Here is a 24,845-nt window from a genome sequence, read left to right on the forward strand (position 1 = left end):
TTTACAAAATTCAGAAGAGAAAACGGTGTGTTGATGGGAAAATATTGTGAATTCGCTCCGTAGTCAATAGGACCATTCGTTATTGTTTGTTGTCAATTCGCTATCTTGGGTGCCGCCTTGGCTGACGTATTTCCTTATTGTTGTTCGTTATTCAAACCTTCTTTTACAGTCTTGGCTTTCGCTTCTCCAATCACAGCGGCAATCTCCTCAAAAGAGGCTTCTTTGATCCGTTTTACGCTCTTAAATTCTTTCAGAAGCGCTGTTTTTGTCTTTTCTCCAATCCCTTTGATATTGTCTAATGCCGATGCTATCTGCCGTTTGCTGCGTTTATCACGATGGAAACTGATGGCAAAGCGGTGCACCTCATCCTGAATCTGTGTCAGCAAACGGAATAACGGGCTTTGCTGTTTGATACCGATAGTCTGCGGAGGAAATCCAAAAAGCAGTTCCGATGTGCGATGGCGATTGTCCTTTGCCAGTCCGGCAATCGGGATTGTTAAGTTCAGCTCATCTTCAACCACCTCTCTAACGACCTCCATTTGGCCCTTTCCACCATCGGTGATAATCAGGTCGGGTAGAGGGGTGTTTTCTTCAATAGCGCGCTGATAACGTCTTCTGACGACCTCTTTCATGGATGCATAGTCGTCAGGTCCTACAACCGTCTTTATATTGTATTTCCGATAATCCTTCTTTGAGGGTTTAGCCTTTTTAAAGACAACGCAAGCGGCCACGGCATCAGAACCCTGTATGTTTGAGTTGTCAAAGCATTCAATTTGCAAAGGCGGTCTGTCCAGATGCAGCTCTTGCTGTATCTCTTTCATTAATCGCATACTTCTTTGCTCCGGATTCAGCTTTTCCGCCTGTTTTAGACGGTCGGCTTTGTATTGCTTCACGTTTAGAATCGAAAGATCCAGCAATTTCTTTTTATCTCCCCGCTGTGGAACGGTAAATACGATGTTGTTTAGCTCCAAATCAAGTTCAAAAGGCACTATAATCTCTCTGGATTGACTCTTATAGCGTTCCCGCATTTCGATAATACCCAGTGTCAAAAGCTCCTCTTTTGATTCATTCAGCTTCTTTTTATATTCGAATGTAAACGCCTGGTTAATGGCGCCGTTTGTAATATGCAGATAGTTGATGAAAGCGGAATTGGACTCGTCCTCTTCAATAGAAAATACATCTATGTTGTGCAATACAGCGCTTACTACCTCCGATTTGGAACGGTAGTTTTCTATCAGAAGATATTTCTCTTTCACCTTCTGTGCTTCTTCAAACTTCATCTCACCGGCTAATGTCTGCATCCTTTCCAGTAGCATACGGCTGATTTCTTGTGTATTTCCTTTCAGGATCTCTTTGATTTCATCAATGTTTTTGAGATAATCCTCCTGTGATTGTAGCCCGATGCATGGTCCTGCGCAGTTCTTTATATGATATTCCAGGCATACGTTAAACTTACCAGCCCGTATATTCTCCGGAGTTAGGTTTAAACTGCAAGTTCGCAAAGGATATAAATGCTTTATCAGATCCAGTACCGCATACATGGATGGTATGTGACTATACGGTCCATAATACGAAGAACCGTTCCTGATAATCTTCCTTGTTCTGAAAACTCTGGGAAAATACTCGTTTTGTACGCAAATAGAAGGGTATGTCTTGTCATCCTTTAATAGAACGTTGTAGCGCGGCTTATATTTCTTTATCAGATTATTCTCCAGCAATAACGCATCTTCTTCCGTGTTGACTACAATATAACGAATATCGGCGATTTTGCTGACCAGCACTCGTGTCTTTCCCGGTTCATGCTCTTTGCTGAAGTAGGAGTAGACTCTTTTCTTTAGATTTTTAGCCTTTCCAACGTATATAATTGTGCCCTCCGTGTTCAAGTATTGGTAAATACCCGGTTTCTCGGGAAGGTTGGCTACAATCCCTTTCAAATATTCATTGGCTCTGCTTTCTGGTTCTGTATTCATAATTGTTAGGTACGAAAGATCGCTAGCTGCTTACTTTTGACACATTCTCTGCAAATAGAGGCAAATCCTTTATAAAGACAATACCGATTCTACTTCTACGTCATCTCCGAACAAAGATTTTCCATTCAGTTCTTTCAATTCGATGATGAAGTTTACATATACCTTTTTAGGCTTTAGTCTTTTCACCAATTCGCAAGCTGCTTTCATGGTGCCTCCTGTTGCCAGCAAATCATCATGTAGTAGAATTACGTCGTTTTCGTCCAGTGCATCTTTGTGAATTTGCACCGTGTCTTTGCCATACTCCTTATCGTAGCTTTCTTCAATCGTTTCTGCTGGGAGTTTGCCCGGCTTGCGGATTGGAATAAAACCGGCGTTCAGACGGGTTGCCAGAATCGGTCCCATAATAAAGCCTCTTGATTCTATACCCACTACTTTGGTGATTCCTTTATCCTTATACATATCGAACATGATATTGGATAATTCCTGCAAGCACCATGGATCTTTGAATAGAGTAGTGACGTCGTAGAACAGGATTCCGGGAATCGGAAAATCGGGTACTTCCCGAATGCTTTTGATTAGTGTTTCTTTGCTCATAATCATTGAATTATATCGTTTCTTTAAATGCTTTGTTTCACGTGAAACGTTGCCGCTTATCGTCCCGAAAGCACCAGCAGCACGTTGATGTCGCTAGGAGAGACTCCCGGAATTCTGCTCGCTTGCGCGATTGTTTCCGGATTTATCTTTGCCAGCTTTTGCCGAGCTTCGGTGGAAAGGGATTGAATGGTGGAATAGTCAAATTTTCCTTTAATCTTGATACTCTCCAATCGTGCTAGTTTTTCAGCTATCATTCTCTCTCTATCAATATATCCTTGATACTTGATTAGGATTTCGGCAGCTTCGAGAATCTCTTCTTTCCGGTCTTGATCCGAACTCGTCGCTTTTTCCAGTTCGCGTTGAAACGCCGGAACATATTCTGCTATATTTTCTATTGTCACTTGCGGGCGGTTCAGAATCTCTATCAACTTACAACCTTGACGTAGGGGCGTTGTCCCTATCTTTTCGAGAGCATTGTTGATTAGTGCCGGTTTCATCGAATAGTTGCGCGCGAAAGAAATGATTTGTTCCACGGCTTCTTTCTTGCCTCTTACTAACTGATATCGATCTTCTTTTGCCAACCCAAGCTTAAATGCTTTCTCTGTTAAGCGCATATCGGCATCATCCATGCGAAGCAGAATGCGGTATTCCGCACGCGAGGTAAACATACGGTAAGGTTCATCCACACCTTTGGTAACCAAATCGTCGATTAATACGCCAATATATGCTTCATCGCGAGCCAAAGTAAATGCTTCTCCGCCGTGGCAGTTAATGTGTGCATTGATACCGGCTATCAATCCTTGTCCTCCTGCTTCCTCGTATCCGGTGGTTCCGTTTACTTGTCCGGCAAAGAACAAGTTTTTTATAATCTTCGATTCCAACGTATGTTTTAATTGAGTCGGATCGAAATAGTCATATTCGATAGCGTATCCCGGGCGATAGATAACCAGATCTTTGAAAGCCGGGATTTGTTTTAATGCTGCAATTTGTATTTCCATCGGAAGCGAAGAAGAGAATCCGTTAAGATATAACTCTTGTGTCGTTTCTCCTTCCGGTTCGAGAAATAACTGGTGCTGATCTTTATCCGGGAAAGTGACAATCTTGGTTTCGATGCTCGGACAATAGCGTGGCCCGATACTTTGAATCTGTCCGTTGAACAGGGGAGAATCCGGCAAACCTTCACGCAGAATCCGGTGTACTTCTTCATTAGTGTAGCATGTCCAGCATTGAAGTTGCTTTAAGTGGTGCGTGCTAGTATTCATGAATGAGAACTTGTGGAAGTCCGATTCGCCGTCTTGTGTTTCCATCTGGTCAAAATGAACACTACGTGCGTCAATTCGTACCGGAGTACCGGTTTTCATTCTTCCGTAGGTGATACCGTGGCGGGCGATGGATTCGGTCAACTGATAGGAAGCCGGTTCGGCCATTCTTCCTCCCGGTAATTTATGACGTCCTACATGCATCAGTCCGTTGAGGAAAGTTCCTGCGGTGAGCACAATGCATTTCGCTTTGAAGGTGACGCCCCATGCGGTGACCAATCCAGTGACCTCACCGTTTTCTACGAGCAGTTCACATACGGTATCTTGCCAGATATGAAGGTTGGGTGTATTTTCCAGTTTCTCTCGCCAGGACCAAATGAACTTAGCCCGGTCGCATTGGGCGCGGGGGCTCCACATGGCTGGACCTTTCGAGCGGTTTAGAATTCGGAATTGAATGGCAGTCTCATCTGTCACTAATCCCATCTGTCCACCCAATGCATCTATTTCACGTACAATTTGTCCTTTGGCGATTCCTCCTACAGCCGGATTGCAACTCATCTGTCCAATCTTGTTCATGTCCATAGTGATGAGACAAGTTTTGGAACCTAAATTAGCAGCGGCTGCCGCTGCTTCACAACCAGCATGTCCGGCACCAATTACAATTACGTCGTACTTAAAATCCATTCCTATCTTATTTATTATCAAACGCTGCAAAGTTACAGAAAAGTTGTGAGACTTGTATCTTCAAGCTGTTTTTGCTTCTGAAAATCCGAGGAGGAATCCGGCTTAACTGAAAAAAACGCCGTAATTTCGGGTTAGAAATATGCAGATTGTTCGAAAATAGACCGCTTATTGGCTTTTGTGATTGTATATTTTGGGATGGAATGGCAATAGTTTGTCTTTTCAATCCCTTGTTTTGCTTTCTTTTTGTTAGTTGTGTGCTTGCTCAATTATGAGTGCAACTAGAGAGTAAAAGGAAAGATTTGTTGAAAATGCGGATTGTTGTGAAAATAAACGTGAGGTTTACACTCAAAATCTACCCTACGTCTTGACATAAGTCAAAAAAATAAGTCTGAATGTAATTTTTTGTATGATGGCTTTTGCTGTTTTCGCAAACAGCTATACCTTTGCAGTGTAGTTGTGAAACTACTTATATTTTAGGTATTAGAAAAAGGTAATAATTAAAAGGTATTAGTTTATAAAACTAAGGTATTAGATTTTAAGATTAGTTTTTAGGAAAAAGATTGTTTTGATTAGGTATTAGGAAAAAGACGTTTTCAGGTAAAGAGTAAATGAAAGATGAAGAAAAAGAAGAATCCCATTTATGGGGATTCTTTAAAGGTGGAGCGGAATGATTCGCTCTTTTTTTGTGCCCTTTGTTCATTCTCTTCACATTGAGATAAGTCTCAATTTATCAGTCTTTTTACGTGATTCGTTGAGTGAAAATACCTCTTTCACATCCTTCACAGTCACTACCGTGAAGGATGTGCCGCATCTCTGGATACGCCATAATAACCGGGAGCAGGCACATACATCGGCTGATTGCGCAAACCGATATTCACCAGCTTTCCTTCTCCACGCAAACGTACCAAATGCGTTTTGGCCGTAGTACGTGCCAAACCACACACTTCCTGAAAATCACGGCGGGTCATCATCTGATGTTCGGCAAAATATTCTTTCAACAGCATATCAATCTCCACCTCTGACACCTTCTCCGAATGACGGACATACTTGGACTGATTGGCGCGGACACCCACAAAATGTCCTTTCAGATTACTGTCAGGGCGAAATCGGACAGTTTTGAAAGCCACCTTATTAGTCTTATGCGGAGTGCTACGAGTCACTTTCCCCGTAGCAGCCAAAGTGGGATAAAAATAGCCGATCCCCTCGATATGTACTTCTTTTCCCTCTCGCAACGACTCGCCGAGAATCTTCGATAAGTTATCAAGCACATTCTTTACATCGCCCACAGTCAACGAACTGTAGTCATGAATCTTGTAACAAAGAGTATCCGTATCCACTTTTCCATTCATAAAGATACGCGGATGCAACGCCGCTTCTTCTTCCGAAGAAGCATTAGGATTTTCATACCAATCAAACACAATAGCCATTACTTCTTATCAATTTAAATGTGTAACTTCATCATAGGACAACTTTAATCGGCTATTCGGACGATTGGAATCGGCTGTTCAGTCAACTATTGTCAGCCAACCGGACAACTCCAGTCGGCTTTTCCTAAACAAGCACTAAAGATACGACAAAGTAACGATATATCAGCATAGGAAAGCTTGTTTTTCGTTTCAGAAGAAAATAAATATTTTCTTAGTTAAATACTTGCAAACCCCATATTTCATGTTATACCTTAGCAGCATCAACCGGTCGAAAAAACAACATTTATTCATTTAAAAAACAAGAAAAATATGAAGACATTAGAATATAACTCGAAACGTTTGGCAAAAAGAATACAAGCATTGATGAAAGAATCGTCAAACGTCATCGTTTCACCGAACACTTCAAAGAACGTACCGAAAATGCAAGAAATAGATGAACAGGAAGCATATAAACAAGAAGTACATAAACACCCCGTCCTTCTAACACGACAAGTGATTGACTTTTTGAAAGTACGATATGACTTCCGCTACAACTTACTCACCGAAGAAACCGAATTTCGCCCCTCCGGGCAACGAGAAATTCCTTTCTGCCGCATAGACAAGCGAGAACTGAATACTTTCTGCCTGGAAGCCCACAAAGAAGGAATCAACTGCTGGGACAAGGACCTTCAAAGATACATTTACTCTACCCTAGTGGAAAGCTACCACCCTTTCCGGCTTTATATGAACGAACTACCTGCCTGGGACGGAACGGATCGGTTGAAGCCCTTGGCGAAGCGAGTATCCGACACTCCTATATGGATAAAAAGCTTCCACACCTGGATGCTCGGACTTGCCGCCCAATGGCTGGGAGTGAATCAAACACAAGCAAACAGCGTAGCCCCGATACTTATCAGCGAAGAACAGGGACGCCATAAATCCACTTTCTGCCGTATGCTGATGCCGCCACAACTAGCCCGTTATTATTCGGATAATCTGAAACTAACCGCACAAGGCAATCCCGAACGTCTCCTAGCCGAGATGGGGTTACTAAACATGGACGAATTTGATAAATTCGGAGCACAAAAGATGCCGTTACTTAAAAATCTGATGCAAATGTCCAGCCTCAACATCTGCAAAGCCTATCAGAAAAATTTCCGGTCGCTGCCTCGTATCGCCTCTTTCATCGGAACAAGTAACCGGACTGACTTACTGTGCGATCCGACAGGCAGCCGCAGATTCATCTGCATTGAAGCGGAGCATGATATTGACTGTACCGGAATTGAACATTCACAAATCTACGCCCAACTGAAAGAGGAATTGCTTGCAGGTGCCCGTCACTGGTTCAACAAGGAGGAAGAACATGCTTTGCAACGTCATAATAGCGCATACTATCATGTCAACCCCATAGAAGACATTGTGTGCAACATATACGCGCCTGCCATGTTGGATGAACCGGATTGTCTGTCACTCTCCGCCGCTATCATTCATCAAGAATTGAAAAAGAGGTTTCCGGCTGTACTTCGTAATTGTACTCCTATCCAATTGGCGCAGATTCTGACTGCAACGGGTATCAGTCGACAGCATACGAGATTGGGCAATGTGTATTTGGTGAAGAAAGTGAAGGGCTGTGAAGAGTGAGAATGATACTACCTGTTCACATAAGATATCTGTGAATAAGATGGTTACGCCTCTGTGACGACTGTGAATGACAGCATATATCATAGCAATCAGAAAGTAGTAAACAATCAAGTCCCGAACATATTTTGATTGGTAATGATTTTATTGCAAATAATGTTATTACTAATCGAAGTATTTCTTATTTTTATATTCCTCTTTAAAGCTTGCGCCTTTTGTGCCCTGTTGCGTTTTATTTTTTATTTTGTAAGTCGGCAAGGTCTGCGTTTCTGAAAAAAAACAATATATTTGCATTCATAAATATCGCAAAAGTAAGTAGTTACGGTGATTTTTATAAATTTTGTTCTCTTTTTTCGCAGGAAAAGTGACAGTATGAACGATAAAATTGACATCATAGTAGCGGGAGTAAACCGGAAGGATAAAAAGATGTGGGGCGATTTCTACGATCGTTTTTATACTGCTTTATGTGTTTATGTTTCCAAGATATTGCCAGTCCCCGATGCGGTGGAAGATTTGGTACAGGAAGTTTTTATTTCTGTATGGGAGGGGAAGCGTACCTTTTCTGATATTAAAGAACTTACCAATTATCTTTATCGTGCCTGCTATAATAATGCCTTATTATATATACGTAATAATCAAATTCATGATACTATTTTAAGTTCTTTGGCGGAAGAAGAAAGTATGGTGGACGAAGATACGATTTATGCACTGACAGTAAAAGAAGAAATTATCCGGCAACTCTATTGCTATATCGAAGAACTTCCTGCCGAACAACGTCGGATTATTTTAATGAGAATTGAGGGACATACATGGGAAGAGATAGCGGAACGTCTGGAGATAAGTATCAATACTGTCAAAACCCAAAAGACTCGCAGCTATAAATTCCTCCGTGAAAGGTTGGGGGATTCCATTCATTCCATAATTCTTTTTTTATTTTTCTAAAAATAAAAAAACATTCTGATACTTCTTTGTCTTTTTATTGATTGATTAAAATTTATTCTATTTGTTAAAATCAAATCTTTTTCTTCTATATAATGACATTATGATATATTTCTACCTCTAAATTCTGATTCATTATTCTTTTATCTCAAAAAAATGTCATCTTTTTGTCACCCGTTTTTATGAGTTGTGTATATCTATAATAAAGATGAATTAAACAATTGTTTAATTAAAAAAACGCAATAAGATGAAGAAGTTCGAAAATGTATATCAAGACGCTGCTTTAATGAGAAAGGTTCTTTTGGGGGAGGCTGATGAAGTGGAACAAAAAGATCTTGAGAAACGGTTGGCAGAATGTCCGGACTTACGAAATGTATACGAGCAGTTACAGAGCGGGGAGACTTTGAAAGTCGCCTTTGGAGAATATCAAAAATATTCGTCAAAGAAAGCTTATCAGTCTTTTCTTCAGAGTATCGGGCAGATGGAATCGAAAGGCCGGAAGAGTCGTTCTCGTCGGGTGGGGTGGTACGCTGCTGCGGCTGTCGTTACTTTAGCCGTTGCTCTTTCTTTCTATATGTCGAATTATATCTCATCGGAAAAAGAAGGGAAAACTTTGATTCAGCCGGGAACGCAGCAGGCACAATTGACTTTGTCCGATGGCAGCGTGATTGATGTGCATAGAAAAGAAGTAAGCGTAGTAGTAGATGGCGTTCAAGTAAAATATAAGAAAGGAGTGCTGTCTTATCAGCCTACCGTCACGACACAACATGAGGAGAAAAACATTGAAGAACAATCTGGCAAATCAAATGAACTGGTAATACCGCGTGGAGGTGAAAATACTGTAATCCTTGCAGATGGAACGACAGTACATTTGAATGCCGGTTCTAAATTGACCTATCCGGTACGTTTTGCCGGTAAACGTCGAATTGTGCGTTTGGAGGGTGAAGCTTATTTTGATGTAGCAGGAGATGAGAATCATCCATTTGTGGTACAAACTCATCTCGGGGAAATAACTGTACTTGGTACTGAATTCAACGTGAATGCTTATGCCGATACCCCTGTTTGTTATACAACCCTAGTACATGGAAAAGTGAAATTCTCTACATTAAATGCGGAAACGGTTACTCTCTCACCGGGTGAACAAGCTGTTGTATTTGCCAATAGTTCAACGAAACGCAAGGTGGATTTGGAAGAATATGTTGGTTGGGTAGATGGTATGTACATCTTTAATGACCGTCCCTTGGGCGATATAATGAAGACATTCGAACGCTGGTACGACATACAGGTTTATTACGAAACCCCTAACCTGCGCGACATTACCTATAGTGGTAACTTGAAACGCTACGGAACAATAAATTCATTCCTGGATGCACTGGAACTGACAGGAGACCTTACTTATAAAATCAGTGGCAGGAATATATTGATATATGACAAAGTGGAAGAACAGGAATGGAAAAGATAGAATATTAGAATAGTTAGAATATTAGGTACACAAAAGTTTAATTATTAATTTATGAGAGAAAAACGATGGCTGCTATGTTTTCTAGTGGCAATGTGCTGTACGTTTAGTGCATGGGCATTACCGTCACAAGACAAGACGGTGACTTTGAAACTGCACAATGTCTCTATAGAGACTGTCCTGGATGCAGTGAAAAAACAGACAGGTGTGAATATGTTATATAATTCACAAATGTTCAAGGGTGTTCCTTCGGTATCACTTGATGTGAAGAACGAGAGATGGGATACAACTCTTAAATTAGTGTTGAATCCTCAAGGGTTTGACTATGTGATGAAAGACGGTATTGTTGTCATTCGAAAACAAAAGCGTGAAAACCGTGTCCGTGGTATGGTGACAGACTCACATGGAGAGCCGATTCCCGGAGCTAGTATTATTGTTAAAGGTACTCGTACAGGTACTTCTACCAATATTGAAGGTGAATTTACTTTGGACGTAAAAAGTGATAAGGTGGTGTTGGAAGTTTCTTTTATAGGTATGAAGAAGCAAACTGTCCAAGTGGATGCTACTCGTCGGAAAACGGTTGAAATTACATTGGTGGATGATGTCAAAACATTGGAAGATGTGGTTGTGACCGGATATAGCAATGTACGTAAATCCAGTTTTACGGGTAGTTCGACTCAGATTTCGGGTGATGACTTGCGTAAGGTGTCACAGACAAATATAATTGGGGCGATCCAGTCATTCGATCCCTCTTTCCGTTTGGTAGATAACGTACAATTTGGTTCTGACCCGAATGCTTTACCAGAAATGTATATTCGTGGACGTTCCGGTTTTGGCGTTAAAGAACTGGATAAAGATCAGCTTTCAAAATCAAATTTGGAGAATAATCCTAATTTACCAACTTTTATCATGGACGGTTTTGAAGTAAGCATTGAGAAGGTATATGACTTGGATCCTACCCGTATTGAGAGTTTGACGGTTTTGAAAGATGCTGCTGCTACTGCTATGTATGGTTCACGTGCTGCTAATGGAGTGGTGGTAATTACTACTGTTGCTCCGAAAGCAGGAGAGGTTCGTGTCTCTTATAACTTTACAGGAACGTTGGAAATGCCCGATTTACGGGATTATAATTTGGCAAATGCATCGGAGAAGCTGGAAATAGAGCGTCTCGCAGGATTATTTGATAAAGGACAAGCTAACATTCCATCGACTGCGGTAGGGATGAACAACTATTATAAGAAATACGCTTTAATTCAAAAAGGAGTAGATACGGATTGGATGTCTATTCCACTTCAAAATTCTTTCAATCATAAGCACAGTATTTACTTAGAGGGAGGAACACCTAATTTGCGTTATGGTGTGGACGGTTCATTTAATATAGCAGATGGTGTGATGAAGGGTACAGAACGTAATCGCTATAGTGCAGGCTTCTCTTTGGATTATCGCATCAAGAATTTGCAAGTAAGAAACTATGTATCTTTCGGGCATACGAAATCGAAAGAATCTCCGTATGGTTCGTTTAGTGATTTTAGCGGACTACAGCCTTATGACTCTCCTTATAAAGATGATGGAACACTCCGGGAGAAACTCACATATTCGAAAATTAGCGGACGTGACAATAATAATCCGCTATATGAAGCAACTTTGGGTAATTATAATTGGAACTCTTATGATGAGGTTATTGATAATTTGAGCTTTAACTGGTACCTGAATGATTACTGGACGGTTAAAGGGCAGTTCAGTGTAACGAAGAAATATTCCAAATCAGAGAAGTTTATTGATCCGCTTTCAAGTAAGACTAGTGTTACAGGTTCAAAAGATAATAATCTTGCCGGTGATTTGTATACGACGAATGGAGAAAGTTTGGATTGGAATTCCAATGCTTTTTTATACTATACACGTAGCTTTAACAAGCAGCACAATTTGAATGTTTCAGCAGGTTGGGAAGCAGCTTCAGGTACCACTGAGAGTACCAATGCTCATTATCGTGGATTTCCGTCGGGTGAGTTTCACTCTCTGAATTATGCGGCGGAAGTATATAAGAAACCTACTCGTACTGAGAATACCACACGAAGGGTTAGCGTATTAGCTTCTGCCAATTATACGTGGAATGATATTTATTTGGTAGACGCTTCTGTACGTTTCGACGGTTCGTCAGAGTTTGGGGCGAATCAGAAGTGGGCTCCTTTCTTCTCTGGAGGTTTGGGTGTTAATATTCATAACTATGATTTCTTCAAAAGTAACGGATATATCAATAAGTTAAAATTACGTGCTTCTTATGGGCGTACCGGTAAAGTTAATTTCCCGGCTTATGCTGCAACGACGATGTATGAAACTTTATTTGATGAATGGTATATAACAGGTTATGGGGCTGTATTGAAAGCTTTAGGTAATAAAGATTTGACTTGGGAAAAGACGGATAAGCTGAGTGTTGGTATCGAAACAAAAACGTTCCATGATCGCCTGACTGTTGATTTCGAGTATTACTATAATAAGACAATTGACTTGGTGAATGATGTCACTCTTTCCCAAACTTCCGGTTTCTCTACTTACAAAGATAATATGGGACAAGTTGCCAACAAAGGCGTAGAATTAAAACTTCGTGCGGATATTTATCGTGACAGAAACTGGAATGTGGCGTTATGGGGAAATATGGCGCACAATAAGAATGAGATTCTGAAGATTTCCGACTCTCAGAAAGCATATAATGAGAGAGTGGCCGCTTATTATAAAAATGAAGCACTTTATCAAGAAACATTAGGGCTGTCTCATGGTGCGGAATATTCGGTACCACTGCCACAGTATGAGGAAGGAGCTTCTCTGACTTCAATTTGGGCTGTACGTTCATTGGGCATTGATCCTACTACGGGTAAAGAGATCTTTTTGAACCGTGATGGCTCTATAGCTGATAAGTGGAATGCTGCGCAGGAGGTTGTAGTTGGAAATACAGAACCTAAATGTAGTGGTGCTTTCGGGTTGAACCTGTCGTATAAGAATTGGACTCTGTTTGCTTCATTTCTTTATGAGTGGGGTGGACAGGAATACAATCAAACATTGGTCAACAATGTGGAAAATGCGGACTTAGTGAACAAGAATGTCGATTTACGCGTATTGACGGACAGATGGAAAAAACCGGGTGACATAGCTCAGTTTAAAGATATTAAAGACCGGGGGATGACTACTTTGCCAACATCACGTTTCGTGCAGGATAAAGCATTGGTTCGATTGAATTCATTGAATGTCAGCTATGATTTTAACCGTGACTGGATAAAAAAACATCTCCGCATGAATCTGCTTCGTCTGGAAGCTTCTACGAGCGACTTGATAAACTGGTCCTCTATTAAACAGGAACGCGGATTGAGCTATCCGAGATCTTGGAAAGTGGAATTCTCATTAAAAGCACAGTTCTAAAAAAAGAAGAAAAAATGAAAAAGATATATACAATAATATTTGTGTCATGTCTAGCAGCTATCTCGTTCAGTTCTTGTAGTGACTGGCTGGACGTGAGACCTGCGGATGAGATAAAGGAAGAATATTTGTTTGAGACAGGAAATGGTTATCGTACAGCTCTGAACGGTATATACCGGAAGTTGGCGACTTTCGATTTGTACGGTAGCAATCTGAGCTGGGGGTTGATAGATGGCTGGGGACAGGTATATGACTTGGACAAAGCCCCCGACAGCGGTGGTGGTAAAGCTATGAAGAAATTATCGAAGTTTTTGTATAAGAACTCTGAACTTACTCCTACAACAGATGCTATGTGGAGCGCAGCGTGGAATATCATAGCCAATTGTAATAACCTTGCACAGCAGGTGGCAGAGGAAGATACAATGCTGTTCTACAAACGTACGCAGGAGAAAAATATGATTTTAGGAGAAGCTATTGCCTTACGGGCGTATATGCATTTTGATTTGTTACGTATATATGCGCCGTCTTTGGCTATGAATCCGGGAGATAGGCTTTTTATTCCTTATGTGGACAAATATCCATCTTATTTATCCGATCGACAAACAGTCGGTTACTGTTTGGAACGCATCATCGCTGATTTAGTAGAAGCGCAAAAGATTTTGAAGGATGTGGATAAGTCATCAGAGTTTACTTCGGGTAATCGTTTTACTAAGTCTCCTTCCGGAGAAGAACGTTTTGTGTGGTACAGAGGATTCCATCTTAATTATCATGCCGTAACTGCGGAGTTGGCTCGTGTTTACTTATATGCAGGACAATCGGAAAAGGCCTATGAAACAGCGAAGTTACTAATAGATATTAATGCTGATAAAGGTTATTATAAGGCAGTAACAAGTAGTTATAGTGGACCTATGAATATAGAGAATGGGAATATAAAGATGTATGAAGACATTATATTTGCATTATATTCTACAGATCAGACTGATTGGGATTTGGAGATTAATCATGCAAGTGATAATGCTACCAAACCGGATGATGAAAAGTATCTGGCTTTGAGTGATGCTGTGATAACGAAATTCTTCGGTACCGAAAGCGATAAAGACTGGCGTCTTAAGTATCAGTTAGGACCGAATACTTCTTCTTTTTATCGTTCATTGAAGTATAAAAAACAAGATGAAGGTTCTGGTTTTGGTAAAGTGAATAGTACAATGGTGCCTATGATTCGTATGTCTGAAGTATATTATATAGCTGCAGAGGCTATTTATGATACAGATAAGGAATTGGCCAAGACATATCTTAAAACTGTGAAACAAGGGAGAGGTATTAGTTCTCCTGACCTTAGCAAATCGGGTACGAAGCAAGACTTTATTAATCTGATTGTTGATGACGCCCGTCGCGAGTTTATTGGCGAAGGACAGACTTTCTTTTTATACAAGCGTTTGAAACGGAACTTGGAAGGGTCGGATGAAAAGCAGTCCGTAGAATATCCGGCGATTGAAGATAATTTGGTGATGCCATTGCCTGATTCGGAAAACAATATTTAAATTTTGAAAGATTGAAGATATATGAAAAGAATAAGTTTTTATATAGTCATTGTATTGTTGGGAGTCTCCTTCTTTACTTCTTGTGAGGAGCAAGGATTACTGACCCATACAAATGATGTGTCATATATTGCATTTGAGAAAAATATGACAACAGATACAACAGGTGTATCTTTTAAGTTTTACAATGAAGGTGAAAATGCTAAGATATTATTAGGAGTTACCATTTCTGGAAAAGTACAGGATAAGGATTTGGAGTTTACGGTCAGTGTAGATCCGGAACGAACGACTTTGCCTGCTACCCAATATGAATTGCCAGAGAAGTGCGTAATTAAAGCAGGAGAACTAACCGGAGAAATATTGGTGGTTCTGAAGTATTACGAAAAATTGGATACGAAAGCTGAACTGCTGACGTTGCAAGTGAATGACGGTGGTGAGGTTCGTCAAGGTCCGAGTGTCTATTCACGTGCTATTATTTCCGTATCTAATTTGTTGTTTGCACCTGAGTGGTGGACTAGAAACGACGGTGATGTGAATAATCCCTACAACATTGTTGAAGAATGGTATTTGGGGAGGTATTCGGAAAAGAAATATTTAATGTTTTTGGAAGAATTGAAAAAAGACGGGGTGGTATTTGACGGAAAAGATATGTTTATATTGCGTAAATATGCACTGCGTCTGAAAAATAGAATTAAAGATTATAATACTCAACATCCGGATGAACCCATGAGTGATGAGTATGGTAAAATGGAAATTCCTGTTGCCGGATAATTAAAAAACGGAAGAAGTATGAAAAAGATAACAGTTTATATTTTATTACTACTTTTATTGAGTAGCATTTGCAGTTGCCTGGATGATAAAAACAATTATGATTATACACCGATTAATGAACTGAAAGGCACTATTAGTAATATTGAAAAAAACTATAGTGTTGGGATAGATGAAGACTTAGTTATAACACCTACGTTTGAGTTTACAATTGATAAAACAGATCCGGATGTGAGTTACGAATGGAGACTAGACGGAGAATTGTTGAATGTAAAAGCACCTTCGTATACTTTCAATTCTCATAAGATCGGATTGTTTGAACTCACATTTTCCGTCATCGACAATAAAACAGGGGTTAAGTACTCTGCTTCAACAGACATTTTGGTTCGTTCTCCTTATCAGAGAGGATGGGTGGTTTTGTCTGACGTAGATGGAAAGTCAACACTTTCATTTATCAAGATTAAGACCTTGTATGGTGTGTCAGAAACTGTGAATATCTGGGGTGAGAAAGTGGTACGTGATTCTATCGCATATCATTCTGTCGAAAAGTATTTAGTCAAAGATTTAGGAACCAACCCCAAAGGTGTTTTTGAGCATTTGGGTTATCCTAGTACTTTCGGACAGGTAGAGACTGTATATGATGAACTGGTAGTGATGCAAGATCGTTGGGTGGAGCTGAACGGTAATACTTTGGAGCGTGAAGTATATACAGAGGATGAGTTCTATGGGGATTTGCCGGTGGGAGGCTTCAAACCTGTAGAAGCTGCCATGTCTTACTCTGCAAAATTTATTCGTGATGAAAATGGATATATTTATATGCATACGAAGCCGGTTGCAAATGATTTTCATGCTGGAGCCTATATGTCTATTCCACTGTGGAATTATACTAAATTCAGTGCTTTATATCCTGTACAGAAGTTTAAGGACAGAAATATGGATGCGGTTCTGGCTCTCCGTGAAGAGGATAACTCATTGGTAATTATTCGAAATGGAGGTGGGGTGAAGAATAGTTCCAATGATCCGACATTTTATGATAATACGGTGAAGGATACCGGAGAAATAGTTGAATTTGAAGGAGAGGATGCTAAGAACTTTCAGAATATGCGTGATGAAAGTATTGTAACAATGAAAACTGCGTCAGTTAATGTGAATGGCGACATGATGCAAGCATGGGTTGCCTTGATGAAGGGTAACGATATGTCTTATCAATTGCGCTATTTCAGAATGAAGAATAAAAAATGGGATATATATGATTATTATGAAAATGACTTGACGTCATTGAAAAATAAAGAGTATACAGATATGGCTGTATTTGAACAAAAGCAGTATGTTGTTATTGCAATGGGGAATGAATTGTGGTATTGCCAATATGTGAAAGGTGTGGCATCTGCTCCAAAATTGATTCATACATTTGACAAGAAGGTGATTGCTCTTTCATCTAATGATATATATTTGTATCCAAAATATGGAGTTTACAACGGTCAGTTAGGGGTTGCCTTGGAAGACGGAAGTTTCTTTATATATGGGGTGGAAGAGAAGGACAAGCAAGAATCAGGATTGGTTAATGATGTAAAAATAAAACAATTATACCCGAATGAGGAAAGTGAGAAGGAGGGAGATAATAATTTTGGAAAAATAGTGGATGTACTATATAAAATAGGAAATGCTAACCAGATTGTTCAGTATGACCTTTAAAATAACTTGATCTATATAGATTATGCGGGGAATCGCATTGAGTCTTGAATACTTTATGTGATTCTCCTTTGTTTATTTGAATATGAGAAAAAGAATATTATTTATAGTTTTATTTGCTTGGTCAGGCATTCTGCATGCTTTTTCCCAACAGCAGGCCAACTATGAATTGGCAAATGAATTTCAGGCTTTCGGTTTAGGGGGTAATTTTACTGCTAATAGTCTAAATCTCTGGCCGAATGAAATTAATGGAACAGATAAGTTTTGGTTTGAATTTCATACGACTGTCGGGAAGGATTACTATTTTGTAGATCCTGAACGTCGGTTAAAAGAACCATTGTTTGATAAAGGGAAACTGGCATCGGGAATTGCACAGATTACTAGGGGGGTAGTGGACAGGAATAAACTGGAGTTGAGTGATATCAAATTTTCTGAAAACCTGGCTTCTTTTTCTTTTTCTTATAAAGGTAGGAACTATGAATATAATCGCCTGACACACCAGATTGTAGAGAAAAAGAAAGAAAAGAGTCGGTCATTATTTGATCGTTACTCATGGATGAAATATTCGCCAGACAGAAAATATCTTGTGTATGTGAAGAAACACAATCTGTATGTGAAAGGTAATGGGGAGATGGGAATGGATACGACGGAAGTGCAGTTGACCACTGATGGAGTTCGGTATTATTCTTATGCGCATGATGGAGGAACGGACGAAGAAGGAGAAGTCATGTCTGATATCTGTTGGTGCCCCGATTCAAGGCATCTTTATTTAGTACGCGAAGATGAACGTCTGCTTAGAGATTTTTGGGTGATAAATTCGTTGGATGACAGGCCTTCCCTGACTACTTATCGTTATGAATTCCCTGGTGATAAGAATGTAACCCAAAATGAACTGGTTATAGTTGACGTGATTGGGCGTACCGTAAAAAAAACAGACATAAGTAAGTGGCCGGATCAATACATAAATCCTTTGTGTGTGACAAAGGATAGTAAATACCTCTTTTTTGAACGTACGAAACGTACATGGGACGAAGTGGATTTGTGTTCTGTCAACCTCTCTACAATGGAGGTGAAAGAAATAATTCATGAAGTTGACAAACCGTATCGTGATCCGCATGCTCGTAGTGTCGCTATTTTGAATGATGGTAAAGATATTCTTTTTCGTTCGGAGCGTACGGGATGGGGGCATTACTATCATTATGATGGTAATGGAAAGTTGAAGAATGTGATGACTTCCGGTGAGTGGGTGGCAGGTCAGATAGCTTCTATTGATACTTTGGGGCGAACAGTATATCTATATGGATATGGCAGGGAAAAAGATATTGCCCCATCTTATTACATGCTCTATAAAGTGCATATTGATAGGGAAGGAGTAACTCCATTAAGTACGGAAGACGGTCAGCATCAGGTTAAATTCCTGAAGTCTAATAGATACTATATTGACACTTATTCAAGAGTGGATATGGAACCTAAAATCATGTTGAAAGATAACAAGGGACAAGGGATTCTTGAATTGGCAAAGCCGGATATTGAATTAGCCTACAAAGCCGGATGGAAAAAACCGGAACGTTTTGTTGTGAAGGCTGCTGATAATATAACCGATTTACATGGAGTAATGTGGAAACCGGCAGACTTTGATTCTACTAAGGTATATCCGATTATTTCTGTGGTATATCCGGGGCCTTACTTTGGTCAAGTTCCTACTTCATTTACCTTAGAAGACAGATGTTGTACCCGTTTGGCGCAGTTAGGTTTTATCGTAATTGCTGTGTCTCACAGAGGAGATACTCCTATGCGTGGAAAGGCATACCATCGGTTTGGTTATGGTAATATGCGTGATTATCCATTAGCTGATGACAAATATGCTATTGAGCAGTTAGCTCGGAGGTATTCATTTATTAATGGTAAAAAAGTCGGTATCTACGGTCATTCCGGTGGAGGATTTATGGCTGCTGCAGCCATCTGTACTTATCCGGACTTTTATAAAGCTGCTGTCTCCTGTTCCGGAAATCATGATAACAATATCTATAATCGTGGGTGGGGAGAATGCTATAACGGTGTGAAGGAAGTGGAAAAAGTAGTAAAAGATAGTTTGGGTAATGAGACAAAAGAGTATGGATACAAGTTCAATGTGAAGCCGAATACGGAGATTGCCAAGAATTTGAAAGGACATTTAATGCTCGTCACCGGTGATATGGACAAGAACGTGAACCCTGCTCATACTTATCGCATGGCGCAGGCATTGATTGAAGCCGGCAAGGATTTTGATATGCTGGTGATTCCGGGTGCCGGCCATGGATATGGTTCTGCTGATAAGTATTTTGAGAAGAAGATGTACCGTTTCTTTGCCAAGCATTTGCTGGGTGATACTCGTGCAGACTATTGGGGAGATATTAACCGTAACAAATAAGACAATAGATAAGATTTTATGAAAAACTCTCTCTTTAGATATGTGTGCCTGGTGGTTGCATTGTTGATATGTAGCTTTGCCGATGCACAGCAGAAAGCGAATTATAAGTTAGCGGAAAAGTTCCGTCTGTTAGAACAGAATCCTATAATAAAGTATTCAACAGAAGTCAAGCCAACGTTTATTAATGGTACGGACTGTTTTTATTATTCGTTTACTACACGTGAAGGAAAGAAGTATTATTATGTAAATCCGAAGAAAAAGGAAAAACGTCTTCTGTTTGATACGGCTGAATTATTGAGTAAAATTGCAGTATATACCAAGAAAGCCTATTCTTCGGCAGATCCATATTTGTCTTTCACTTTCATGAAGGATAACGAAACGATTCGTATTGATTTTGACCGTGGACTTTATACGTACAATATTCATACGAAAGCACTGAAGCAGCTTAATGAGAAACCATCTTATGGAAATAGTGATCCGTATTGGATGAAGTATTCTCCAGATAGTCTTTATTTTCTTTATGCCAGCAAGGATAATTTGTATTTTGTTGGGAATCAAAAGAAAGGGCAAGATACCATTCCTGTACAACTGACAACGGACGGTGAGCCGAATTATACATTTAACCGTGAAGATGAGGGTAAGCTGGAAGGACGCTTCGGAGCCGAATCTACTCATTGGATTCCAGGTAGCCATCGTTTTTATGCTGTTCGTGAGGATAACAGGAAAGTGCGTGATTTATGGTTAATCAATTCGTTGTCTACTCCATATCCGACACTGAAAACTTATAAAGCCGAACTGGCAGGCGATAAACATGTCACCCAATATGAATTGTTGATTGGAGATGTCGATACCCGTGAAGTGAAGAAAATCGATATTAATCGCTGGCCTGATCAGTATATTGACATATTGTATATTTCAAAGGACGGGAAGCGTTTGTATTTCCAACGTTATAACCGTCCATGGAACCAGTCGGATATTTGCGAGGTAGACGTAGAAACCGGAAAAGTGCGCGTAGTGATTCATGAAGAAAACAAACCATATCTCGATTATCAGATGCGTAATGTTTCTTTCCTGAATGACGGGAAAGAAATCCTTTTCCGTTCCGAACGTAATGGTTGGGGACACTATTACCTGTATGACACAGCAACGGGAAACTTAAAGAACCAACTGACCGATGGAATATGGGTAGCTGGTCCGGTTACCAAGATTGATACTATCGGGCGTAAGATGTATTTCTATGGTTATGGTCGTGAGAAAGGCATTGACCCTTATTATTACATTCTTTATGAAGCTCAACTGGATCGTCCGAATGCTGTTCGTCTGTTAACTCCGGAGAATGCGTCACATGATGTCAGTATCTCTCCGTCTTACCGATATATGGTAGATTCTTATTCTACTGTTTCGCAGGAACCGGTGAATGTGGTTCGTAACCGGAATGGAAAGGTGATTATGACGTTGGAAAAGCCCGATTTGCAGCCTGTCTATGAGATGGGATGGAAAGCACCGGAACGCTTTAAGGTAAAAGCTGCCGATGGAGTGACCGATTTGTATGGCGTGATGTGGAAACCTGCCGACTTTGACTCGACAAAGGTTTATCCTATCATTTCGAATGTTTATCCGGGACCGTTCTTCGAATATGTGCCGACACGTTTCACGATTAATGATGTTTATAATACCCGTTTGGCTCAACTGGGGTTCATTGTAATCACTGTGGGGCACAGAGGTGGCACTCCGATGCGCGGAAAGGCTTATCATACCTATGGATACAACAATATGCGTGATTATCCGTTGGCGGATGATAAATATGCTATTGAGCAACTGGCTGCCCGTTATCCGTTTATTGATGCCACCAAAGTCGGTATTTACGGCCATTCCGGTGGAGGGTTTATGTCGGCGGCTGCCATTTGTACTTATCCTGATTTCTATTCGGCTGCTGTTTCATCGGCAGGTAATCATGACAATCGTATTTATAATAAAGGCTTTGTTGAGATTCATTTCGGTGTAGATGAGAAGGTGAAAACGACTAAAGATAGTTTGGGAGTAGAAAGTACGATGTATGATTATAGTGTCCGTGTACGTCCGAATCAAGAGTTGGTAAAGAATTACAAGCACGGCTTGTTGCTGTTTACCGGTGCGATGGATAAAACTGTGAATCCTGCTAACACATTGCGTCTGGTGGATGCATTGATTAAGGCTGATAAGGATTTCGAAATGTTTGTATTGCCGAAATGTACACATGGATTCTTCGGTGAGTCTGAGGATTTCTTCGAGCATAAGATGTGGCGTCACTTTGCCCGCTTGTTATTGCATGACAACTCGGCTGATTCTGATGTCGATTTGAATAAGGATATGATTAAAGATGACAGGAGAAGATAAGATGAACCGGATATTTGTATATATAGGGATTATAGCAGGATTGTTGCTGGGGGGAAGCTTGTCTGTTGAGGCTCAAAAGAAACCGTTGGATATAGAAGCATGTACATCTTGGAAACGTATTGATGCACCGGATATTTCACCGACAGGCAGATGGGTGACTTACCGTATATCGTTGATGGAATATAATCCGGCTAGCAAGGAAGAAAAAAAACTGCATTTATTCGATTCCCGTACGCGGAAGGAAATATTGCTGAATGGCGATATAGAGCGTCTGGAGTTTTATAATAACGACCAGGGAGCTTTTTATCGGTTGGCAGACTCGGCAGGAGTAATGAAAACATTTTTGTTGTCATTGCCTTCGGGAGTAAAGACCGAATGGAAACATAAAGAGGCTTTTCGTCCTGTGGAAGGGACCCCTTACTCAATCTCTGTAACTAATGTGTCGAAAGATACGGTAAATCATGTTCCGGCTTTTAACAGGCTGGTGGTACGTCATCTGAAGACAGAAGTTGCTTTTCATATTGACAGTATCGGCTATCATACATTATATGACGGAGGACGTTCTATTCTTTTCATTCGTAAAAAGTCAGACAGGAACGAGCTATGCTATGGCCCTTTAGCTGGTCCATATAAGACTCTTTATCAGAGTTCTGTAAAGAGTGAACCCTCTTCTTATAGTTTTAATGAAAAAGAGATGATCGGGGAGTTTAGCGTAAATGATTCTTTGTGGTATGCTTTTTCATTAAAGAAGCCGGGTTGTAACTTGCTTTTTGACCGGAAAGAAATTGTTTTGCCTGATGGTATGTCTGTCGGACGTATTGACTTGTCTAAAAGCCATAATTTTTTGATACTTGAACTTCGGGACTCACAGCAGATTTCCCGTAGAAGGGAAGAATCGGAGAAGAAACCGGACAAGAGTTTTGAATTAGAGTTGTGGACGTGGAACGAAATGGAAGTTCCGACTTTACAAAGGGGCGGACGTTATAGGCAGGATAAGTCGGTGACGTATATTTATGATATTTTTTCTAAGAAGCTCACAGAAGTTGCTCCATTTACCGTAGATTTACTCTTACCATCGGGAGCAGAGAATTTGAACTATGTGCTTTACACAGATGAATCTCCTTATAAGATGCAGCGTGAGTGGTTGGATCGGTTGCCGTTCGATATATATTCAGTGAATGTGCATACAGGTGCAAAACGGTTGATCGGACGTAGTTATCGTACAGCTCCCAAATGGTCGGTAAATGGCAAGTGGGCAGTAATGTATGATCCGATTGCTCAAGTCTGGAATAAGTTTGATGGTGCTACCGGTAAGGTTGTTAATATATCTGATGCTATCGGTTATCCAATGTTCATGGAAAGTTATGATAAACCGGCTCCTGCTCCCGCTTATGGAATAGCAGGGTGGACGGCTGACGGGAATAATGTGTTTCTGTACGATGCATATGACTGGTGGAAGATTGATTTGACAGGAGAACGTCAGCCGGAGTGCCTGACTAAAGGATATGGTCGCAAGCATGGCAAATCTATTCGTAAAATGACGAGTAATATAGATAAGGATGTTTTTCAGAAAGACGAAAAAGTCATAGTTAGCCTTTGGGATAAAGACACGATGGATGAGGGTGTCTATCAGCTTGATATGAAAGGCCGTCTGAGAAAATTGATGGAGGGGAATTATGTATATACTATACATCGTTTTTCTGACAATCATGAGTATTGCGTTTGGAATCGTCAGAATGTATCGGAATTTAGGGATTTGTGGTGGAGTAAGTCCGATTTCTCCAATCCCGTTAAAGTGACGAATGCGAATCCTCAACAAGCAGATTATAAATGGGGTACAGTTAAACTGATAAAGTGGACTAATTATGAGAATAAGGAAAATAAGGGGTTGCTTTATCTTCCGGAAGATTATGATCCTCAAAAAGAATATCCGGCGTTGGTGCAGTTTTATGAAACTCATTCCGGTGAGTTGAATATTTATCATGCACCTTTGTTGAGTAGTGCGTTAGGGGATCCTATGTATTTTGCCAGCAATGGTTATATTGTGTTTATGCCGGATGTGCATTTCACGGTTGGGACTCCCGGTCAGAGTTGTTATGATGCTGTTGTGAGTGGAACGAAGTATCTGATAGAGCAGGGGATAGCACATCCCGGGAAAATAGGCTTACAGGGACATAGCTGGTCTGGCTATCAAACATCATATTTGGTGACAAAGACAGATCTTTTCACTTGTGCCAATATAGCGGCTCCAATTACGGATATGGTGACCGGATATTTGGGAATTCGTAATGGAAGCGGTCTGCCACGATATTTTATGTACGAGGAAACACAAAGTCGTATGGGAAAGACTTTATGGGAGGCAAAAGATAAGTATCTGGCAAGTTCAGCAATTTTGGAGGCTGATAAGATACATACACCTTTGTTGATATTACATAATGATGAGGATGAGGCTGTTGCATATGAACAAGGACGTGCTCTTTATTTGGCTATGCGTCGCTTACAACGTCCTGCATGGTTGTTGAATTACAAAGGTGAAGGACATTTCGTACTGGGAAGAGGTGCACAGAAAGACTGGACAATCCGGATGATGCAGTTCTTTGACTATTACCTGAAAGGAACAAAAGAACCACGTTGGATGAAGGAAGGTATTCATCTGCGAGAGCGTGGAATTGATCAGAAATACGATTTACTAAAAAAATAAATA

General features: G+C 40.4%; 14 protein-coding genes. 10 read left to right on the forward strand and 4 right to left on the reverse strand.

Annotated elements, in window-relative coordinates:
* Window positions 1–134: 134 nt before the first annotated feature.
* The 4 genes from uvrC to DXA54_RS10835 form a co-directional block, all read right to left on the reverse strand.
* Window positions 135–1,970: an excinuclease ABC subunit UvrC gene (uvrC, locus tag DXA54_RS10820; RefSeq protein ID WP_120079460.1), complete on the reverse strand. Its 1,836-nt coding sequence runs from the start codon at window positions 1,968–1,970 to the stop codon at window positions 135–137.
* Window positions 1,971–2,039: 69 nt separating this feature from the next.
* Window positions 2,040–2,570 carry an adenine phosphoribosyltransferase gene (locus DXA54_RS10825; protein WP_004296718.1) on the reverse strand — a complete coding sequence of 177 codons (531 nt, stop codon included), beginning with the start codon at window positions 2,568–2,570 and terminating at the stop codon, window positions 2,040–2,042.
* Window positions 2,571–2,620: 50 nt separating this feature from the next.
* Entirely contained in the window at window positions 2,621–4,507 is a 1,887-nt protein-coding gene (gene mnmG / locus DXA54_RS10830) for a tRNA uridine-5-carboxymethylaminomethyl(34) synthesis enzyme MnmG (RefSeq protein WP_032842845.1), read from the reverse strand.
* 788 nt (window positions 4,508–5,295) lie between these two features.
* The gene (locus DXA54_RS10835; RefSeq protein ID WP_004298017.1) at window positions 5,296–5,934 is read right to left on the reverse strand and encodes an HU family DNA-binding protein; all 639 of its coding nucleotides are present in this window, start codon (window positions 5,932–5,934) and stop codon (window positions 5,296–5,298) included.
* Window positions 5,935–6,243: 309 nt separating this feature from the next.
* On the opposite strand from DXA54_RS10835, the gene DXA54_RS10840 reads away from it, so the two are divergent.
* From DXA54_RS10840 to DXA54_RS10885, 10 genes are all read left to right on the forward strand, one after another.
* Window positions 6,244–7,554 (forward strand): VapE domain-containing protein, encoded by a 1,311-nt coding sequence (locus DXA54_RS10840; protein WP_004298019.1) that lies wholly within the window; start codon window positions 6,244–6,246, stop codon window positions 7,552–7,554.
* 369 nt (window positions 7,555–7,923) lie between these two features.
* Window positions 7,924–8,493 (forward strand): RNA polymerase sigma-70 factor, encoded by a 570-nt coding sequence (locus DXA54_RS10845; RefSeq protein ID WP_004298021.1) that lies wholly within the window; start codon window positions 7,924–7,926, stop codon window positions 8,491–8,493.
* Window positions 8,494–8,737: 244 nt separating this feature from the next.
* Window positions 8,738–9,952, forward strand: coding sequence for a FecR family protein (locus tag DXA54_RS10850; protein WP_004298022.1), 1,215 nt, complete (start codon window positions 8,738–8,740; stop codon window positions 9,950–9,952).
* A gap of 51 nt (window positions 9,953–10,003) precedes the next feature.
* Entirely contained in the window at window positions 10,004–13,360 is a 3,357-nt protein-coding gene (locus DXA54_RS10855; RefSeq protein ID WP_004298023.1) for a SusC/RagA family TonB-linked outer membrane protein, read from the forward strand.
* Window positions 13,361–13,374: 14 nt separating this feature from the next.
* Complete coding sequence (locus DXA54_RS10860) at window positions 13,375–14,898, forward strand: RagB/SusD family nutrient uptake outer membrane protein (RefSeq protein WP_120079488.1); 1,524 nt, start codon at window positions 13,375–13,377, stop codon at window positions 14,896–14,898.
* Window positions 14,899–14,919: 21 nt separating this feature from the next.
* Window positions 14,920–15,666, forward strand: coding sequence for a DUF4843 domain-containing protein (locus DXA54_RS10865; protein WP_004298027.1), 747 nt, complete (start codon window positions 14,920–14,922; stop codon window positions 15,664–15,666).
* 18 nt (window positions 15,667–15,684) lie between these two features.
* The gene (locus DXA54_RS10870) at window positions 15,685–17,358 is read left to right on the forward strand and encodes a PKD-like family lipoprotein (protein ID WP_022199979.1); all 1,674 of its coding nucleotides are present in this window, start codon (window positions 15,685–15,687) and stop codon (window positions 17,356–17,358) included.
* A gap of 82 nt (window positions 17,359–17,440) precedes the next feature.
* Window positions 17,441–19,765 carry a S9 family peptidase gene (locus DXA54_RS10875; RefSeq protein ID WP_117512370.1) on the forward strand — a complete coding sequence of 775 codons (2,325 nt, stop codon included), beginning with the start codon at window positions 17,441–17,443 and terminating at the stop codon, window positions 19,763–19,765.
* 18 nt (window positions 19,766–19,783) lie between these two features.
* Complete coding sequence (locus DXA54_RS10880) at window positions 19,784–22,141, forward strand: S9 family peptidase (protein ID WP_008998256.1); 2,358 nt, start codon at window positions 19,784–19,786, stop codon at window positions 22,139–22,141.
* A complete protein-coding gene (locus DXA54_RS10885) occupies window positions 22,125–24,842 on the forward strand; it encodes a prolyl oligopeptidase family serine peptidase (RefSeq protein WP_004298032.1) in 2,718 nt (905 codons plus the stop codon). The genes DXA54_RS10880 and DXA54_RS10885 overlap by 17 nt, the downstream gene beginning before the upstream one ends.
* Window positions 24,843–24,845 lie beyond the last annotated feature (3 nt).

It is taken from the genome of Bacteroides sp. OF03-11BH, assembly GCF_003604005.1.
GTDB lineage: Bacteria > Bacteroidota > Bacteroidia > Bacteroidales > Bacteroidaceae > Bacteroides > Bacteroides ovatus.

What these genes read in the sequence shown, in the direction of transcription:
- DXA54_RS10885 (WP_004298032.1), top strand. Translation starts at nt 22,125, where the DNA reads ATGACAGGAGAAGATAAGATGAACCGGATATTTGTATATATAGGGATT.
- DXA54_RS10870 (WP_022199979.1), top strand. Translation starts at nt 15,685, where the DNA reads ATGAAAAAGATAACAGTTTATATTTTATTACTACTTTTATTGAGTAGC.
- DXA54_RS10825 (WP_004296718.1), bottom strand. Translation starts at nt 2,570, where the DNA reads ATGATTATGAGCAAAGAAACACTAATCAAAAGCATTCGGGAAGTACCC.
- DXA54_RS10860 (WP_120079488.1), top strand. Translation starts at nt 13,375, where the DNA reads ATGAAAAAGATATATACAATAATATTTGTGTCATGTCTAGCAGCTATC.
- DXA54_RS10845 (WP_004298021.1), top strand. Translation starts at nt 7,924, where the DNA reads ATGAACGATAAAATTGACATCATAGTAGCGGGAGTAAACCGGAAGGAT.
- DXA54_RS10850 (WP_004298022.1), top strand. Translation starts at nt 8,738, where the DNA reads ATGAAGAAGTTCGAAAATGTATATCAAGACGCTGCTTTAATGAGAAAG.
- DXA54_RS10880 (WP_008998256.1), top strand. Translation starts at nt 19,784, where the DNA reads ATGAAAAACTCTCTCTTTAGATATGTGTGCCTGGTGGTTGCATTGTTG.
- uvrC (WP_120079460.1), bottom strand. Translation starts at nt 1,970, where the DNA reads ATGAATACAGAACCAGAAAGCAGAGCCAATGAATATTTGAAAGGGATT.
- DXA54_RS10875 (WP_117512370.1), top strand. Translation starts at nt 17,441, where the DNA reads ATGAGAAAAAGAATATTATTTATAGTTTTATTTGCTTGGTCAGGCATT.
- DXA54_RS10835 (WP_004298017.1), bottom strand. Translation starts at nt 5,934, where the DNA reads ATGGCTATTGTGTTTGATTGGTATGAAAATCCTAATGCTTCTTCGGAA.
- DXA54_RS10855 (WP_004298023.1), top strand. Translation starts at nt 10,004, where the DNA reads ATGAGAGAAAAACGATGGCTGCTATGTTTTCTAGTGGCAATGTGCTGT.
- DXA54_RS10840 (WP_004298019.1), top strand. Translation starts at nt 6,244, where the DNA reads ATGAAGACATTAGAATATAACTCGAAACGTTTGGCAAAAAGAATACAA.
- DXA54_RS10865 (WP_004298027.1), top strand. Translation starts at nt 14,920, where the DNA reads ATGAAAAGAATAAGTTTTTATATAGTCATTGTATTGTTGGGAGTCTCC.
- mnmG (WP_032842845.1), bottom strand. Translation starts at nt 4,507, where the DNA reads ATGGATTTTAAGTACGACGTAATTGTAATTGGTGCCGGACATGCTGGT.